The following is a 16,769-nucleotide window of genomic DNA, read 5'->3' as shown; positions in this document are numbered from 1 at the left end:
CCGTGTGGGAGAGTCGTCCCATTTCTTCGGTTGGTCGGAGGTGGATGCGGGTGGGAAGGGGCACGCCCTATATCCCGCCCGGCCGCGTCAGCGGGCCGCGAGGCCCGCGCCCGGCCCGCCCGGCGCCACCCGCCCGCGCGCCACCACCCGCACCTCCACCCCAGAGCCCGCAATCGAACGCCACCAGGGGAAGCCATGGCCGAAGAGAAGCCCGCCACCGAAGCGCCCGCCGCTGCCGCCCTCGACGCAGGCACCTACGAGGTCCTCTCGTCGCGCCTCGCCGACTTCGCCGACGAGCTCGCCGGGCGCGCCGAAGCGCTCAACACCGCTCGTACCGACGCCTTCGGCTCCACCGGGCTCACCCTCCTGGGCACCACCCGCATCCGCACCGCCAACAACTGCGTGCCCCGCGACATCGCCCGTGTCGGCGACCGCCTCCTCTTCGGCTACAACGTCCACATGGGATTGAAGTCCCAGACCAACGTGGGCGACGTCTTCACCCTTCATGACTTCAAGCGCGACGGCAACGAGTTCGCCTTCACCGAAGTGACCGAGGCCGGGCACCTCCTCGACCAGCCCAAGTTCACCGCCGACTTCACCGAGATGTACCGGTACTACCGGTCCACCGAGCTCCTCCAGGTCCGCGAAGTCGACGGCCGCCTCCTCGCCGTCTTCAAGATCGGCGAGCAGCTCACCGACCAGCGCGTCCTGCGCTGGCAGCTCGCCGCCGGCAAGGAACCGGCCTATATGGACGCCCGTGGCGACGCGGACGCCGTCTGGCCCGACCCCTACGACTTCGCGTGGACCCCCACCGGCCGCGAGCACCACGTCACCGGCCGCCACCCGCACGTCTCGATCGAGGACGAGATCTTCGTCGAGTGCATCAACGGCGACCTCACCGTGAAGATCGAGGACAACACCGAGTCCGGCGAGGGCATCTACGCCGAGCCCGTCGCCGAGCCCCTCCAGTCCCTCGCCGACGCCGACATCGCCTACGCCCGCATCGGCCCGCTCATCCTGCTGAAGATCCTCCCCTACAAGGAGACCGTCACCCGGTACCTGATCTTCAACTCCCGCACCGGCACCATCGTGCGCGCCGACGCGATCGGCCAGGCCTGCCGCCGCCTCCCCGAGGACCACGGCCTCATCTTCCCCGGCGGCTACTACCTCAACGAGGGCAAGCTCAAGACCTTCGACCACGATGTCGCGGACCTCCGCTTCAAGCGCGTGATCCGCTCGCCCAACGGCGAAGACGTCCTCTTCATCTTCTACCACGAGGCCGAGGGCCGCTCGCTCCTGTTGCCGTACAACGTCATCCGCAAGGAAGTGGCCGCTCCGATGAGCGTCCACGGCTACGCGGTGTTCGACGACGGCACCCTCGCGGCCTTCCGCTTCACCGGCGAGGAGGCCACCCGCGTCCATCCGATGCAGATCTGGTCGACCCCGTTCGTCTCCGAGGCGTACGCCGCCGCGACCGAAACCGGCGACACCCCCGTGCACCGCATCGGCAACGCCGAGGCCGTGCGGGCCGTCTCCGACGCGCTCTCCGTGGCCCGCATGGTCCGCGAGATGCAGCCCGCCCAGGCGGTCTTCGAAGCGCTCATCGCCGCCGCCACCCGCTGCCTCGACGACTACCCGTGGCTCGGCGACGACGGCCTCCACGGCCTCGACGAGAGCCTCGCCAAGGTCCGCGACACCGCCGAGGCCGTGCTCGACGAGTACGCCACGGTCGCCGAGCTCACCGCCGAAGCGAAGAAGGCCCTCGAACTCGCCCAGACCGACACGGTCAAGCTCCTGCGCCGCGCCCGCGGCGAGGCCCCCAAGTCCGCCGGGGACTGGGTCGCGCTCCTCGCCGAGCTCCGCGGCGCCGGCGGCCACCTCGTGACCCTCCGCGAGACCCGCTACATCGACCTCGCGGGCCTCGACAAGCTCGCCGCCGAGGTCACCGAGACGCTCGACGCCACCGGCAGGCGCGCCGTCGCGTTCCTTGAGCGGGAGGACGCGTTCACCGCGTACTTCGAGCAGGTCGCCGACCTCGAACGCAAGGCCGAGGGCATCGCCTCCGTCGCGGAATCGGACCCGTTGCTGGCCGACCTCGACGAACGCCAGCGGGGCCTCGAGACCCTCACCGAGGTCGTCGCGACCCTGGAGATCGGCGACGCCGTCGTGCGAACCGCGATCCTCGGGCGCGTCTCCGAAGTGCTCGCCGCCGTCAACCGCGCCCGCGCGACCCTCGCCGCCCGCCGCCGCGAACTGGCCGTGGGCGAAGGGAAAGCGGAGTTCGCGGCCGAATTCGCGCTGCTCGGGCAGTCGGTGACGGCCGCGATCGCCGCCGCCGACACGCCCGCCGCGTGCGACGAGCAGCTGGGCCGCCTCCTGCTCACCGTCGAGAACCTCGAGACCCGCTTCGCGGACTTCGACGAGTTCCTCCAGCAGCTCTCGGACAAGCGCACCGACGTCTACGAGGCGTTCTCCGGCCGCAAGCAGCACCTCCTCGACGAGGCCGCCCGCCGGGCCGAGCAGCTCGCGCAGTCCGCCGACCGCATCCTCGAAGCCGTGGCCCGCCGCACCGCCACACTGTCCTCGCTGGATGAAGTCAACACGTACTTCGCGACCGATCCGATGGTCGAGCGCCTCCGCAAGGTCATCACCGAGCTGCGCGGCCTCGACGACACCGTGCGCGCCGAGGAGATCGAGGGCCGCATCAGCGCCGCCCGCGCCGAGGCCGGGCGGGCGCTGAGCGACCGGCTCGACCTCTTCGACGGCGACGCCGTCAAGTTCGGCGAGCACCGCATCCCCGTCAACACCCAGCCGCTCGACCTCACCCTCGTGCCCTCCGGAGACGCGCTCGCGTTCTCCCTCACCGGCACCGACTACCGCCACGTCGTCACCGACCCCGGCTTCGCCGACACGAAACCCTACTGGCACCAGTTCCTGCCCTCGGAGAACAACGAGGTCTACCGCGCCGAGCACCTCGCGGCCGCCCTCCTCGCCGAGCACGGCCCCGCGAAGCTCCTCGCCGAAGACCTGCCCGCGTTCACCTCCGCCGCCGCGGCCGAACGCTACGACGAGGGCTACGAGCGCGGCGTCCACGACGCCGACGCCGCCGCGATCCTCGCCGAGGCCCTGCGCCTCTACGCCGCCTCCGGGCTCCTGCGCTACCGCTCCGCCGAACGCGCCGCGGCCCAGCTCTACTGGGGCCACGGCATCCCCAAGGAGGAGCGGATCGCGATCCGCACCCAGGCCCGGTCCCTCGCGCGCGCCCGCGCCGTGTTCGGCCGCGCCGACGCCCTCGCCGACCTCGGCGCGGACCTCGGCGAGGCCGTCAACCACTACCTCAACAACACGCTCCTGCCGCTCGAGGTCGACCCCGACCTCGCGGGGGAGTACCTGGTCGAGGAGCTCGCCGACCCCAGCGGCGGCTTCGCCGTCTCGCAGCGGGCGCGCTCGCTCCTGGCCGCGTTCGAACGCCAGATCGGCCCGGGCGCCAAGGCGGACTTCGAATCCGACCTGCGCGCGCTCGAAGGCGACATGACCTCCAAATGGGAGCTCGCCGCCGTCTGGCTCGAATCGTTCCTGCGCCAGGCCGAACCCGAGGGCTTCGACGAGGCGGACCTCCCCGAGGCGCTCGCGGTGATCCTCGCCGAGGTCGACACGTACGACGTCACCGCCGAGCTCTCCAGCCAGGTCACCGGCCTGCTCGGCACCCATTCGCGCATCGAGGGCCGCGTCCTGCGGCTGCGCCTCGACGAGTTCCTCGCGCGCACCGGGCGGTTCCGCCGCACCGTGCTCCCCGGCTACCGCGCCTACCAGCGCCGCCGCGGCGAACTCATCGAAGGCCACCGCCGCAAGCTGCGCGTCGAGGAGTTCAAGCCGAAGACGATGGCCGGGTTCGTGCGCAACCAGCTCATCGACGACGTGTACCTGCCGTTGATCGGCTCGAACCTCGCCAAGCAGATCGGCGCCGGATCGGGCGAGGGCCGCCGCACCGACCAGTCGGGGATGCTCATGCTCATCTCCCCGCCCGGCTACGGCAAGACCACCCTCATGGAGTACGTCGCCGACCGGCTCGGGATGCTCCTGGTCAAGGTCAACGGCCCCGCGCTCGGCCACGAGACGGTCTCGGTCGACCCCGAGGACGCGCCGAACGCGACCGCCCGCGCCGAGGTCGAGAAGATCAACTTCGCGCTCGAATGCGGCAACAACGTGCTGCTCTACCTCGACGACATCCAGCACACCAACCCCGAGCTGCTGCAGAAGTTCATCTCGCTGTGCGACGCGCAGCGCAAGATGGAGGGCGTCTGGAACGGCCGCACCCGCACGTACGACCTGCGCGGCAAGCGGTTCGCGGTGTGCATGGCCGGCAACCCGTACACCGAGGCCGGGCAGAAGTTCCGCATCCCGGACATGCTCGCCAACCGCGCCGACGTGTGGAACCTCGGCGACGTCCTCTCCGGGCGCGACCAGGTGTTCGCCCAGTCCTACATCGAGAACGCGCTCACCTCCAACAAGGTCACCGCGCCGCTCGCCGGGCGCGAGCGCTCCGACACGTCGATCCTCATCCGCCTCGCCAACGGCGACCCGACCGCGGCGCCCGAATCGCTCAAGCACCCCTACAGCGCGGGCGAGCTCGACCAGCTGCTCTCCGTGCTGCGCAAGCTCGTGCGGATCCAGAAGACCGTGCTCGGCAACAACCTGGCGTACATCGCCTCAGCGGCGATGGACGACAGCGCGCGCACCGAGCCGCCGTTCCTCCTGCAGGGCTCCTACCGCAACATGAACCGGCTCGCCGAGCGCGTCGTCCCGGTGATGAACGACGACGAGCTCGAAGCGGTCATCGACGACCACTACGCCGGTGAGGCCCAGACCCTCGCGTCCGGCGCGGAGGCCAACCTCCTGAAGCTCGCCGACCTGCGCGGCCGCCTCACCCCCGAGCGCGCCGCCCGCTGGGAGGCCGTGAAGGAGGCCTTCCGCCGCGAGCAGACCCTCGGCGGCGCGAGCGACGATCCAATGTCGAGAGCGGTCGGTGCCATCACCTTGCTCTCCGACCGCGTGAAGGGCATCGAAACCGCCCTGCAACAAAGGAGCGCCGTCGAGCGCGAATAAGTTCTCTCCGCTGGTCCGGTGCGAGCTGGGCACCCGGTACGCTCTTGAGCAAAAGCTTAAGGCGCAATGCCCGTAGTGCCCCTGCAGCCGCAAACCACCGAATAAGGGAGGTCCCCCGTGCCGACGAAGACGGGAGATAAGGTCCGGATCATCGTCTTGGGCACCGGCCCCGACGCCGAAACTGCCCGCCTCATCGCCGAGTCCGACGCCGATGTCGCCCTCGCCAAACAGTTCACCAAGACCGTGACGCACCTGGTCGCCGACGACACGGTCAAGCCCACCGAGGCGCGCCTGAAGAAGGCCGAGGAGGCCGGTGTGCCGGTCCTCTCGGTCGACGAGTTCAAGGCGCTGCTGGTCGCGGGCGCGGAGGACGAGGTCGACGAGGTCCTGGAGGCCGAACTCGAGGAGGCCCCCGCCGAGACCCCGGTTGCGGTCGTGGACCCCGAGCCCACCGCCGAGCCCGAGCCCGAACCGGAACCGGCCGCTGAAGCGGTCGAGCCCGAACCCGAGCCCGCCGCTGAAGCGGTCGAGCCCGAACCGGAGGTCGAGGAGCCCGAGCCGGTCGCCGAGGCCGAACCGGAACCCGAGCCCGTCGCAGAGGTCGAGGTCGAGGCCGAGCCCAAGGCCGAGGACGTCGTCGTGGAGCCGGTCGCCGAGGCGATCGACGAGCCGGAGGAGGCCGCGGCCGACCCCGAGAAGACGGTCCCGTCCCAGGCGGACGCCCCCGCCATCGAGACCGACGCGAAGTCCGACGAGAAGGGCTCCAAGCCGTCCCTCCTCGACAAGATCAAGTCGATCTTCGGGATGAGCGCCGCCAGGAAGTAGCGGCGAAGCAGTCGAAGAGGGCCCCGGACCGCACGGTCCGGGGCCCTCTTGCCGTCCATTGGGCTCTGCCGACTATGGAGATCGTGGCGGCGCTCTCATATCATCAGGAGGACTTTTCGGCCTTCCCCCCCTGGAGGTAACGAGTGCCCGGCAAGTTCAGCGTCTACACCGAGGAGCTGCGGTCGGCTTCGCAGCGGCTGAGTTCGCACGCTCCCGACGCGACGCAGATCCCCAGCGACCTCAAGACCGAAGCGAGACAGGCCGATCAGGCCAACCGCGGCTTCATGACCGGCGAGGCCGGCGAGAGCCTGGCCGACGAGGTCGCGAAAGCGATGGAGCACTACAAGGAGCACATCGAGTTCGAGGTCGACGCGATCAAGGACTGCGCCGAGGACTGGGACGACGCGGACAAGGCGACAGAGTCCGCTATCGACGCGATCGCCGCGGAACTGTCGTCCTTCAGAGTGCCGCGCATCGCCGGAGGCGCATGACGATGCCGACGTTCCAGCAGTGCCTCGACGCCGACCCGTCCAAATTCATCCAGCTCGGCACCAAGGTCATGTCCACGGCCTCTGAGATCATGCTCCACACGGCGACGTACTTGGAGACCATCGCGGGTCTCGCGAGCGCCTGGGAGGGCAATGACTACGACAAACTCGCCGGCTGGCAGCGGAGGGTGATCGAGTTCGACACCATGAACCAGGCCGAGATGAACGTGGCCGGAGGGGCTCTCACCTCGATGGGCACGTCGATGATGGCCAACGTCCAGGCGCTCAAGATGACGAAGCAGATGGCCGAGTCGATCGGATACAAAGTGCTTCCCTCGCCGATGGTCATCCTCGGGCCCAGCCAGTGGCAGCAGGTCTCGGCCGCCAACGTCGGCGCCCCCGCGGTCCTCGCCGCCTACCAGGCCGGAGCCATGTCGTTCACCATGGCCCTCATCTCCCAGTACGCGGCGATCATCGCCCAGGACGTCTCCTGCGCCACCACCATCCGCATCGCCGCCGGAACGGGAGCCTGACATGCCGCCCATCGCGATGAACCGACCGTTCAAGCACACGCCCGGGGCCGGCTGGCCTGCCGCGCCGCCGCTGGTGCCGACCAGTACGCAGGACTTCCCCAAGCCGACGTTCGTGGAGGCGAGCGACGATTTCCGCGAGGGCTGGCCCGATCCCGGGAAAGAGGGCGTGAACCGCCGCTGGGAGACGCTTCGACCGGGCACCACCATCGACCGGTTCGGCGGGGAGCACGGATCCTGGCTCTCGCCGACCGGGACCCCGTACGAGCAGCGGGCCATCATGGAGGACTCGTACGGCGAGGGCTACTACGTCTACGAGGTCGCTCGGCCTTTCAACACCATGTCCAGCGAGATCACGGAGGCCCAGGGATACCCTGGCGGCGGGATCCAGCACGATATCCGACCGATGAAGGTCAGCGATCTCCTGAACGCGGACCCCCCGTTCCTTCGCCGAGTCCAGGTTACGAAATAAGGTGGCACATGCTCATATCTGACCTGCCCGCGCGCTTGGCCGCCATGGGCATCGGCACGGGTCTGTACTCGATCGGCGTCGGACGCGAGAACAGCCTCTGCATCGAGCAGTCCGGCAGTTCGTGGGTCGTGTACTACCAGGAGCGCGGCCAATGGAATAACGTCCTCACCTTCAGCGACGAGGACGAGGTGTGCCGGTACGTCATTGGATCCTTCGAAGAGATGCTGGAATCCCGCCGTGCCGAGGGGTGGCCTGTGGAGGACCTGGCGCGGGAACGAGTCTCGGTCGAGGACCGCATTCGCGCCCTGGGCGTGGGCAGCGCCCACTACCGCATCGGGGAAATCGCCGACAACGCCTGGTGCCTAATCGAGGAGGGCGGCAAGTGGCTGGTCATCCGGATGGAGAACGGCGTGCGGATCAAGGAGTCGGAGTTCGGCAAGGACTTCGACACCGCCGAATCGGTCCTGTTCCGACGGCTGCGGTCGTGGCAGCGGGAGCAGGCCGCCGCCGGCGTGGACCCGGAAGTACTGGCGGCCGACCGGTGACCGCGCGCCCGTTGGACAAGGGAGGCAATCATGCGGATGGATGAAGTCGACGCAAAACTGCGCGATTTGGGCGTCGGCCGCTGGCACTACTCCATTGGCGAGGCCGTCGAGGGGAAGTTCTGCGTGGTCCGGGCCGGAGACGGCTGGGAGCTGTATTTCCTGTCGAATGGCAGAAAACAGGAGTTCTACCAGCCGATCTCCGAAGAGGACGCCGCCCGCTACATCGTCCAGCGATTCGAGTCCCAACGCGCCCAATACGAGCGCTTCGGCCTCGACCTGAGCAACCTGGCCCGCGACCGTTAACCCGCTTAGCATCGCCACCCTGCCCGAGCACCTGGCCGTCAGGGGCTACGGCACCGCCCACTACTCGATCGGCGTCGTCCGCAAGGACGCCGTCTCCATCGAGCGGGTCGACGGCTCCTGGATCGTCTGCCCCAAGTTCGAGGGCCACATGACGCCCGTCAACAGGTTCCGCGATGAACACGATGCATGCAAGCACGTGCTCCGCCTGCTCATCGAAGAGGAATACCGCTCCAGCCCGGACGGCGCCAAAGCGAACGGGCCGCTGCAGGAGTACTTCGCGCGCGAACGCGTCCCCGTCGAAGGGCGGATCCGGGCGTTCGGCGTCGGCACCGCCCATTTCAGCATCGGCGAAGTCCGGGAGGGCGCCTGGTGCCTCATCGAAGAGGACGGGCGCTGGCTGTCCTTCCTGATGAAGGACGGAAAGCGCACCAGCAGGATCGACCACCGCGGTGACTTCGCCGCCGCCGAGTCGGCCTTCCCCCATCGGATCAAATGGTGGAGGAGGACGCAGCTGGCCACCGGAGTCACCGCGGAGGCGCTGGCCGCCGATCGGTGAGCGATTCGCGGTTTCGGCGCGCCACGTCGGCTGTACGACCCGGACCGACCGGTCCGAGGCTTTACGCTACGGGCGAAACGCATCGAGCGGTGCCCAGAAGTTGAGTCGGATACACTCAACTTTGGGTCGCTTCGGCAGCCGCGCCCCGGTGCATCGACTGGCGGAGCGGAAGAGGCCCGTATTCCTTGGGACAGCATTCCTTCCAGACAGCCTAGAGGAGCAGGGGAACCGTGGACGTCAACCGTTTGACCACCAAGAGCCGAGAAGTGATCTCCCAGGCCGCGCGCACCGCGGCCGCCGGAGGGAACCCGGCCGTCGAACCTTGGCACCTCCTGGACGCGCTCCTCACCGTCGACGGCTCCACCGCGCCCGGCCTCCTCCAGCTCGTGGGCGTCACCCCCGGCACCGTCTCGGCCGAGACCGAGCGGCGTATCGACGAGCTCCCGTCGGCCTCCGGGCCGTCCGTCTCCGAGCCGTCCATGGCCCGCGAATCCCTGCGCGCCATCAACGCCGCCGACAAGCTCGCCACCGACTACGGCGACGAGTACGTCTCCACCGAGCACCTCATCACCGGCCTCGTCCAGGCCGGCGGCGACGTCGGCACCTTCCTGGCCGAGCACGGCGCCACCGACAAGAAGCTCATCAGCGCCTTCCCCACCCTGCGCGGCGGCGACCGCAAGATCTCCACCGCCGACCCCGAGCAGGGTTACAAGGCCCTCGAGAAGTACGCCGTCGACCTCACCGAGACCGCCCGCTCCGGCAAAGTGGACCCCGTGATCGGCCGCGACACCGAGATCCGCCGCGTCATCCAGGTCCTCTCCCGCCGCACCAAGAACAACCCGGTCCTCATCGGCGAGCCCGGCGTCGGCAAGACCGCCATCGTCGAGGGCCTCGCCCAGCGCATCGTCGCCGGAGACGTGCCCGAGTCGCTGCGCGACCGCCGCGTCATGCTCCTCGACCTCGCCAGCATGATCGCCGGCGCGCAGTACCGGGGCCAGTTCGAGGAGCGCTTCAAGTCCGTCCTGGAGGAGATCAAATCCTCTGACGGCGAGATCATCCCGTTCATCGACGAGCTCCACACCATGGTCGGCGCCGGCAAGTCCGAGGGCTCCATGGACGCCGGGAACATGCTCAAGCCCGCCCTCGCCCGCGGCGAACTCCACATGATCGGCGCCACCACCCTCAACGAGTACCGCGAGCACATCGAGAAGGACGCCGCCCTCGAACGCCGCTTCCAGCAGGTGTACGTCGGCGAGCCGTCCGTAGAGGACACCGTCGCGATCCTCCGCGGCCTCAAGGAGCGCTACGAGGTCCACCACGGCGTGCGCATCACCGACTCCGCGCTCGTCGCCGCCGCCCAGCTCTCGGACCGCTACCTCCAGGACCGCAAGCTCCCGGACAAGGCCATCGACCTCGTCGACGAGGCCGCCAGCCGCCTCCGCATCGAGATCGACTCGCGCCCCGAGGAGATCGACACGATCGAGCGCGCCGTCCGCCGCCTCGAGATCGAGGAGACCGCCCTCCAGAACGAGAAGGACGACCCGGCCTCAGCCGAGCGGCTCGCGTTCCTCCAGCGCGAACTCGCCGACGAACGCGAGAAGCTCGCGGCCCTCTCCCGCCAATGGGAGTCCGAGAAGAGCCGCATCGGCAAGGTCTCCGAGTTGAAAGAGGAACTCGACGACCTGCGCACCCAGGCCGAACGCGCCGAACGCGAATACGACCTCGAGAAGGCCGCGCAGCTGCGCTACGGCCGCATCCCCGAACTCGAGCAGCAGCTCACCGCCGCGGAAGCGGAACTCGCGAGCGCCGACACCGACCCGGCCCACCAGCCGATGCTCAAAGAGGAGATCGACGCCGACGAGATCGCCGACGTCGTCAGCGCCTGGACCGGCATCCCCGCCGGGCGCCTCCAGGAATCGGAGACGCACAAGCTCCTGCACGCCGAGGAGGTCCTGGGCGAGCGCGTCGTGGGCCAGCTCGAAGCGGTCACGGTCGTCTCCGACGCCCTGCGGCGCGCCCGGGCGGGCCTGTCCGACCCGAACCGGCCCACCGGCTCGTTCATCTTCGCCGGGCCCACGGGCGTCGGCAAGACCGAGCTCGCGAAGGCCTTGGCGCAGTTCATGTTCGACGACGACCGCGCCATGATCCGCATCGACATGGGCGAATACACCGAGCAGCACTCGACGGCCCGCCTCATCGGCGCCCCGCCCGGCTACGTCGGCTACGAGGAGGGCGGGCAGCTCACCGAGCCGGTGCGCCGCCGCCCCTACTCCGTGGTCCTCCTCGACGAGGTCGAGAAGGCCCACCCGCGCGTGTTCGACACGCTCCTCCAGGTCCTGGACGACGGCCGCCTCACCGACGGCCAGGGCCGCACGGTCGACTTCCGCAATGTCATCCTCATCATGACCTCGAACCTCGGCTCGCAGGCGCTCACCGACCCGCTCCTCGAAGACACCGCGAAGCGCGACCAGGTCATGGCCGCGATCCGCACCCACTTCAAGCCGGAGTTCCTCAACCGCCTCGACGACATCGTCATCTTCCACGCTCTCGAACACGAGCAGCTGAAAGCGATCGTGGACGTCCAGCTTCGATTCCTGGAGCACCGCATGGAGACCAGGCGGTTGAGGCTGGACGTCAACGACGCGGCGAAGTCCTGGCTCGCCGACCGAGGCTTCGACCCGGTCTACGGAGCCCGCCCCCTGCGCCGCCTCATCCAGTCCTCGATCGGCGACCCGCTCTCCCGCGAGCTCCTCGAAGGCAAGATCATCGACGGCGACACCGTCCACGTCGGCGTGGACGACCAGGGCGACAAGCTCACTGTCACCAAGGGCTAGGCCTTCAGTCGGGTTTGAGCACCGCCAGGTACTCGTAGTGCTCTTCGAGCAGCGGCAGGTGGCCGGTGTGGACGGCCGCGGGGTCGAGCGGTTCCTCACCGGCCACGATCCGATGGAGGCGCAGACCTGTGGTTTCGAGTAGCAGCCGCAGGTCGGCCGGGCTGTAGCAGCGCAAGTACTGGGTGAACCGCTCCTCGGCGTCGGCGGCATCGGCCCACGTCAGCTCCGCTCGGTTGGACACCGGATCGAAGCCGTTGCGCTCGAACAGGTCATGGTGGTACCCCGCCTCGGGGATCGCCGGGCGATGCTCGACATCGCCATGCCACGCCGCCCACACCAGCGGGTTGAACACGTCGATCATCGCCGTGCCCTCCTCGGTCAGCCATTCGGCGGCGATGCGGCGAAGCAGTCGGCGCTGGTCGCGGTCGTCGCCGATGCCGAAACCGTTCCAGTAGGTCACCACGTCGAACCGCTCGCCGAGGTCGACCTCGTAGAAGTCAGCCTGGAGCACTCGGAGCGCGCCGGGGACGGCCTGCGCGATGAGCGGTGCGGTGAAACCCGACCGGTCGACCAGGTCGACGCCGACGACCCGATGCCCTGCCTGCGCGAACGCGGCGGCCGTCGTCGCCGAGCCGCAACCCAGATCGAGAATCGTCTTCGGCGCGTCGCCGAGCAGTCGATGGAGCAGGGCGACCCGCCGCCGATCACGCTCGCCGATCACCGACTCGGCCTCGCCCCACCATCGGACGCTGCCTTCGTAGAAGTCCTTGACCCAGTCCATTCACGCAGAGTATCGACCAGTCCTCAATGCACCAAATCGTTTGTCCGCGCGGTGAGCGAGGCGCATCCGCAGCTCGTCCGATCGCCGAAACTCGTGACCATGATACTGTTCTGGTCACGAGTTGAAGCGGCATCGGAGGACGGGTATGGCGAAGACCCAGCGAGCGGATCTCCGCCAGCGCGCCGATGCGCTCCTGGACGCCGCAGCGGCGCTGCTCGCGGAGGTCGGCCCGCCCGGACTGCGCATCGACCAAGTCGCGGGGCGGGCCGGGGTCGGCAAGGGGACCGTCTACCTGCACTGGAACAGCCGCGAGCATCTGCTGCTGGCCGTCGGCGCCCGGGAGGCGGCCGCCATGTACCGCACCGTCATCGCCGCGATCTGCGTCGATCCGGCCGAGGTGGTCCTCCACCGCTACCTTCGGCGGCTGTACCTGGAAGCCATGGGACGCCCGATCCTGCGGTCGATCTTCATCACCGACGAGGCCGACCTGACCGCATTCATGAACCACCCCGCCCGCGCCGGGCTGGCCGAGACCAAGCTGATCGCCGCCGACGACTACCTTGCCGCCCTGCGCGACCACCGGCTCCTGCGCCACGACCTCGACCTGGCGGACATCGACCAGGCCGTGCAGGCCATCGCCTACGGCTTCTTCGCCGCCACAACACTACTGAGCGACGACCCCGACGCCGGTCTCGAACGCCGCGCGGATCTGTTCGCCGAGGTTCTCCGCCGCTCTTTCGAACCGGCCAGGACACCGGCCCCCGCCCGCTGCGCCTCCGCAGTACCTCGGGCCGTCGAAGCGTTCGAACGCCTTGCGGCCCAATTCGACCGCCTCGCCTACGGCACCGCCGCCGACTGACACCCGCACCAGAGAGGGCACACCCGCATGTCCGCCAACGATATCACCGGCCTCCACCACGTCGGCCTGGTCGTCCATGACATGGACGCCGCGATCGACACCTTCCGCCGACTCGGATTCGACATCGGATCACCGGCCTATCCCGCCCTCCCGCCAGCGCCCGACGCCGAACCCGAGCCGATCGGTGCCGGCAACACCCACGCCGACTTCTCACGTGGCTTCATCGAACTGCTCGCATTCGCTCCTGAGGATCGTGACCAGCTCCCCGCCGATGCCCGACTCGTCCCGCTCCAAGTCCCTGACGACCAGCTCGCGGCCACCCGGACGGCCATTCGCGGCACGGTCGCGGCCCTCGAAACGCGACTGCACCGATCCGAGGGCGCGCACATCCTCATCTTCTCCACCGTCGACGCCGACCGAACCGCCGCCCGTCTCACCTCGATCAACATCGGCCACACCGGAGCCCGCCCCGCCCAGCGGCCGATCACCACCGCAGCTGGCACCAGCCTCGCCCCGATCAAGTACCTCGAAATCAGCGACGACCAGTCCGGCTTGCTTCCCGAAGGCCGCATCGGCGCCGCCGAAGACGCCCCGCCCGAACTGCTCGACGCCCAGACCGGCCTCGACCATCCCAACGGCGCGATCGGCCTGGCCGAGGGTGTGCTCTGCGTGGACGACGGCGATCTCGACGCCACCGCCGACCGCTACGGGATGTACCTGAACCGAATCCCGACCGGACACGGCGACATGCGCACCATTGAGCTTGGCGCGCACCGACTCACGATCACCACCCCGCGCCGCTTCGCCGAACGACTGCCAGGCGAGGCGCCCAGATCCTCGTCCTTGAGCGCGTACGCCATCGAAGTCGCCGACCTCGCCGCCACCGAAGAGTTGCTTCGCGCCAGAGGCACCGACCTGAGAAAGTCCCCGGCCGGAGAACCCTTCATCCCGGCCGACGCCGCCCACGGAACACCGATCCTCTTGCGCCAAGCCACCCCTGCCGCATACCGTGGGCATCCCTCGTTATTGCAACTGGAAAGCCCCTCGCCATGCGACCCTCGGTCCACCGCTTCGGCCCAGTACTCCTCTGGCAGTTCGGAACGCTGCTGCCCTGGCTCGGTGCTCTCGCAATTGCCTCCCGACTGTCGCTTGACGGACCACTTCGCGGATCCCTCGGAGCGTTTCTCGCACTGCTCCTGCTCATAGGGCTTCCGGCTTGCTTCCAGGGAGTCAGCCAGGCTCTGCTGACTCGCGCATGAATGGACGACCACCGGCAATCGCAGCTGACTTCAGCCGCCCGACGGGTTTCCTCATAGTGTCGGTCCCCGTCGCGGCCAGTTCGGCGGTCGCAACCTCCTTGCGAGAGGGCTTCTTCTTCGCCGCTTCGTCCTTCACCGTCGTGTTCACCGTCCTTGCCGCGGGCGATTGGGCCGGTTGGGAGCACCCGCGCTGGTGGCCGCCGATCGAGTGGTCAGTAGACCCGGACGAGCCGTTCCCCGCGGGCGGCGCACTACGCCTGCGCGCCGGATCGGGAACACCCGCATGAACCGCGTGATCCGTCGGGTCGGGCCACTGGTGCTCTGGCAGTACGCCGTGTGCCTCGCCATTCTGCCGCTCTACTTTCCGATTGCCCTGCTCGCCCTGGAGAACACGTGGCCCAGGTGGCTTCTCTCCAGGGGTGTGATCGTGGCACTGGTGATCGCGTTCTTCGTTTGGCGGAATCCGGTTATTGGCTTCATCGACAGAGCTGCTTTGTTGGAGCCCGAAGGGGAAGCGCCTCGAAGAATGCGCGCGTTCAGAGTAGAACGGCACTTCGGCGTTTTCCTGACGACATGCCTTATGAGCGGTCTGTTGTCGCTTCTCCAATCGTTGAGCATGATCGAGTCTTGGGGCATGGCGCATGGACTCCTGACCTACTTGATCACATGGCACTTCATGTTGATCCTCCCGCTGATGCTGTGGGCCCGAAACAGAGACGCCGAGCGGCGGTTGCCGCCGGAGCGCGGCACCACCGCGCCAGGCGTTGCCGAGCTGTGGATCCTGCCTCCGGAAGAGGACGGCGAGGACGGTCTGGTCACCGTCGCGGTCAAGGTTGATGGCATCCGGAGTCTGGAGGAGGTCGTCGTAGCGGTGCTCGGCCGCCAGGTGCTGCCCGAGATCAATGTCGGCAAGCGGCGCTGGTCGATCGTTGTCGTTGGAGTCTCAGTCGGAGAGCTGACCCAGACTTGGCAGCATCCGCGCTGGTGGCCGCCCATTGAATGGAACGCCAGCCCTTCATCCCTTTTCAGAGGGCAGAGGATTGCGCTCCGTCCTATCGACAGCGGTAGTCCTGAAAGCGCCCGACCGATTGGACAGAACGGCAGCCCTCACTGAGATGCCATCTTGGTACCATTCCGTCTTACTTTCCGCCACTCTGCGAGGCCGCCACGCTTGCCGATATCGACGATGCCGGCGGACCGTTGTGCCAGCTCGAATGGCAGTGCCGCAAGGGCTTCGACGGCCTGCGCCTAGGTCTTCTGTCGTTGCGCGGTCGGAGAGAGCGGTTAGGAGGCCGAGCCCGAGGCCGTCTCCGGGGTCGATTTCTCCGAGGCAGACGGAGGCGGGCCGCATGGACACGCTGCCGACTCCCCACTCGATGGGTTGTCGCGCCCACTCGGCGAGTTCGCTGGATTCGGCGATGGCGACCATGAGCGTCGAGCGGTCGTAGCAGGCGCGCACCCAGGTCACCGGATAGGGCCAGAAGTCGACCCGGGGATCTTCGAGCTTCTCGTGGACCACTCGGAGAATGATCGCGAGCTTCGGTTGCTTCTCCTTTTGAAACAGCAGGAGCGAGTCGATGCCGCGGGTGTAGAACGAGTACTCCCAGACCTCCTCGACCTTGCGGTTGGACGGCGCTCTTGAAGACCGAGCCGATGCGGCTTCCCGGTGCGACGGTGCTTGCGGCTCAACCAATCAGCGACGACAGGGTGGGGTATGAGGTCGGGTACGCCTCCGGCCTCCCGGCCAGCTCAGGTCCGGGCTCAACCAATCAGCGACGACAGGGCGGGGAAGGGGACCGGGCGCGCCTCTGGCCTCTCGGTCGGCTCAGGTCCAGGCTCAACCAATCAGCGACAACAAGGCAGGGGCAGGGATTGGGTCCCTCTCCGGCTTCCCAGCCCGATCGGGTCCAGGCTCAGGCAGGCGGCGACGACAGGGCGGGGAAGGGGATCGGGCGCGCTTCTGGCTTCCCGGTTGGTTCGGTTTCGGGTCTGGGCGGGTGGCGGCGGGTGGGTGTGGGCTGGGGTGGGTGGTCGGTCTTGGGCGTGCTGAGGGGCCCGGACCCGTTCGGGGTTCGGGCTGCGCTGCTTGGTGTTGCGGCGCTTCCCCCAGCGGTCGCCCGCTGGGGCAGCCTAAGACCGGCACCGGGGATCGGTTTCCGAACTTTTCTCGGCATTTCGCTTTCGCGGCTCGCATGGCTTTCACGGCTCGGT

General features: G+C 68.5%; 13 protein-coding genes. 12 read left to right on the top strand and 1 reads right to left on the bottom strand.

The window, feature by feature from the left end; genetic code table 11:
- Window positions 1-195 precede the first annotated feature (195 nt).
- The 9 genes from O1R50_RS25810 (at window position 196) to clpB (ending at window position 11,659) form a co-directional block, all read left to right on the top strand.
- Window positions 196-5,106: a DNA repair ATPase gene (locus O1R50_RS25810; RefSeq protein ID WP_270113138.1), complete on the top strand. Its 4,911-nt coding sequence runs from the start codon at window positions 196-198 to the stop codon at window positions 5,104-5,106.
- Between the two features lie 117 nt (window positions 5,107-5,223).
- The gene (locus tag O1R50_RS25805; protein WP_270113137.1) at window positions 5,224-5,931 is read left to right on the top strand and encodes a BRCT domain-containing protein; all 708 of its coding nucleotides are present in this window, start codon (window positions 5,224-5,226) and stop codon (window positions 5,929-5,931) included.
- Window positions 5,932-6,074: 143 nt separating this feature from the next.
- The gene (locus tag O1R50_RS25800; RefSeq protein ID WP_270113136.1) at window positions 6,075-6,422 is read left to right on the top strand and encodes a hypothetical protein; all 348 of its coding nucleotides are present in this window, start codon (window positions 6,075-6,077) and stop codon (window positions 6,420-6,422) included.
- On the top strand, window positions 6,419-6,952 hold the full coding sequence (locus O1R50_RS25795; protein ID WP_270113135.1) for a hypothetical protein: 534 nt from the start codon (window positions 6,419-6,421) through the stop codon (window positions 6,950-6,952). Before O1R50_RS25800 ends, O1R50_RS25795 begins: the two co-directional genes overlap by 4 nt.
- 1 nt (window position 6,953) lies before the next feature.
- Window positions 6,954-7,421 (top strand): TNT domain-containing protein, encoded by a 468-nt coding sequence (locus tag O1R50_RS25790; RefSeq protein ID WP_270113134.1) that lies wholly within the window; start codon window positions 6,954-6,956, stop codon window positions 7,419-7,421.
- A gap of 8 nt (window positions 7,422-7,429) precedes the next feature.
- Entirely contained in the window at window positions 7,430-7,966 is a 537-nt protein-coding gene (locus O1R50_RS25785; RefSeq protein ID WP_270113133.1) for a hypothetical protein, read from the top strand.
- A gap of 30 nt (window positions 7,967-7,996) precedes the next feature.
- Entirely contained in the window at window positions 7,997-8,269 is a 273-nt protein-coding gene (locus tag O1R50_RS25780; protein WP_270113132.1) for a hypothetical protein, read from the top strand.
- A gap of 148 nt (window positions 8,270-8,417) precedes the next feature.
- The gene (locus O1R50_RS25775; protein WP_270113131.1) at window positions 8,418-8,825 is read left to right on the top strand and encodes a hypothetical protein; all 408 of its coding nucleotides are present in this window, start codon (window positions 8,418-8,420) and stop codon (window positions 8,823-8,825) included.
- Between the two features lie 230 nt (window positions 8,826-9,055).
- Window positions 9,056-11,659, top strand: a complete 2,604-nt coding sequence (clpB, locus tag O1R50_RS25770; RefSeq protein WP_270113130.1) for an ATP-dependent chaperone ClpB — start codon at window positions 9,056-9,058, stop codon at window positions 11,657-11,659.
- Between the two features lie 4 nt (window positions 11,660-11,663).
- On the opposite strand, the gene O1R50_RS25765 is transcribed toward clpB, so the two are convergent.
- Window positions 11,664-12,440: a class I SAM-dependent methyltransferase gene (locus O1R50_RS25765; protein WP_270113129.1), complete on the bottom strand. Its 777-nt coding sequence runs from the start codon at window positions 12,438-12,440 to the stop codon at window positions 11,664-11,666.
- A gap of 145 nt (window positions 12,441-12,585) precedes the next feature.
- On the opposite strand from O1R50_RS25765, the gene O1R50_RS25760 reads away from it, so the two are divergent.
- From O1R50_RS25760 to O1R50_RS25750, 3 genes are all read left to right on the top strand, one after another.
- Window positions 12,586-13,299, top strand: a complete 714-nt coding sequence (locus O1R50_RS25760) for a TetR/AcrR family transcriptional regulator (protein WP_270113128.1) — start codon at window positions 12,586-12,588, stop codon at window positions 13,297-13,299.
- A 27-nt stretch (window positions 13,300-13,326) separates the two neighbouring features.
- Window positions 13,327-14,505: a VOC family protein gene (locus tag O1R50_RS25755; RefSeq protein ID WP_270113127.1), complete on the top strand. Its 1,179-nt coding sequence runs from the start codon at window positions 13,327-13,329 to the stop codon at window positions 14,503-14,505.
- Between the two features lie 336 nt (window positions 14,506-14,841).
- Window positions 14,842-15,672 (top strand): hypothetical protein, encoded by an 831-nt coding sequence (locus tag O1R50_RS25750; RefSeq protein WP_270113126.1) that lies wholly within the window; start codon window positions 14,842-14,844, stop codon window positions 15,670-15,672.
- Window positions 15,673-16,769: the final 1,097 nt, after the last annotated feature.

This window comes from Glycomyces luteolus (assembly GCF_027622875.1).
GTDB classification, from domain to species: Bacteria; Actinomycetota; Actinomycetes; order Mycobacteriales; family Micromonosporaceae; genus Glycomyces; species Glycomyces luteolus.
Note: the sequence above shows the minus strand (reverse complement) of the source record. Positions and strands in the feature narration are given on the sequence as shown.

Coding starts and splice junctions, on each gene's coding strand:
- O1R50_RS25810 (WP_270113138.1), top strand. CDS start 196: ATGGCCGAAGAGAAGCCCGCCACCGAAGCGCCCGCCGCTGCCGCCCTC.
- O1R50_RS25795 (WP_270113135.1), top strand. CDS start 6,419: ATGACGATGCCGACGTTCCAGCAGTGCCTCGACGCCGACCCGTCCAAA.
- O1R50_RS25790 (WP_270113134.1), top strand. CDS start 6,954: ATGCCGCCCATCGCGATGAACCGACCGTTCAAGCACACGCCCGGGGCC.
- O1R50_RS25785 (WP_270113133.1), top strand. CDS start 7,430: ATGCTCATATCTGACCTGCCCGCGCGCTTGGCCGCCATGGGCATCGGC.
- O1R50_RS25780 (WP_270113132.1), top strand. CDS start 7,997: ATGCGGATGGATGAAGTCGACGCAAAACTGCGCGATTTGGGCGTCGGC.
- O1R50_RS25775 (WP_270113131.1), top strand. CDS start 8,418: ATGACGCCCGTCAACAGGTTCCGCGATGAACACGATGCATGCAAGCAC.
- O1R50_RS25765 (WP_270113129.1), bottom strand. CDS start 12,440: ATGGACTGGGTCAAGGACTTCTACGAAGGCAGCGTCCGATGGTGGGGC.
- O1R50_RS25760 (WP_270113128.1), top strand. CDS start 12,586: ATGGCGAAGACCCAGCGAGCGGATCTCCGCCAGCGCGCCGATGCGCTC.
- O1R50_RS25755 (WP_270113127.1), top strand. CDS start 13,327: ATGTCCGCCAACGATATCACCGGCCTCCACCACGTCGGCCTGGTCGTC.
- O1R50_RS25750 (WP_270113126.1), top strand. CDS start 14,842: ATGAACCGCGTGATCCGTCGGGTCGGGCCACTGGTGCTCTGGCAGTAC.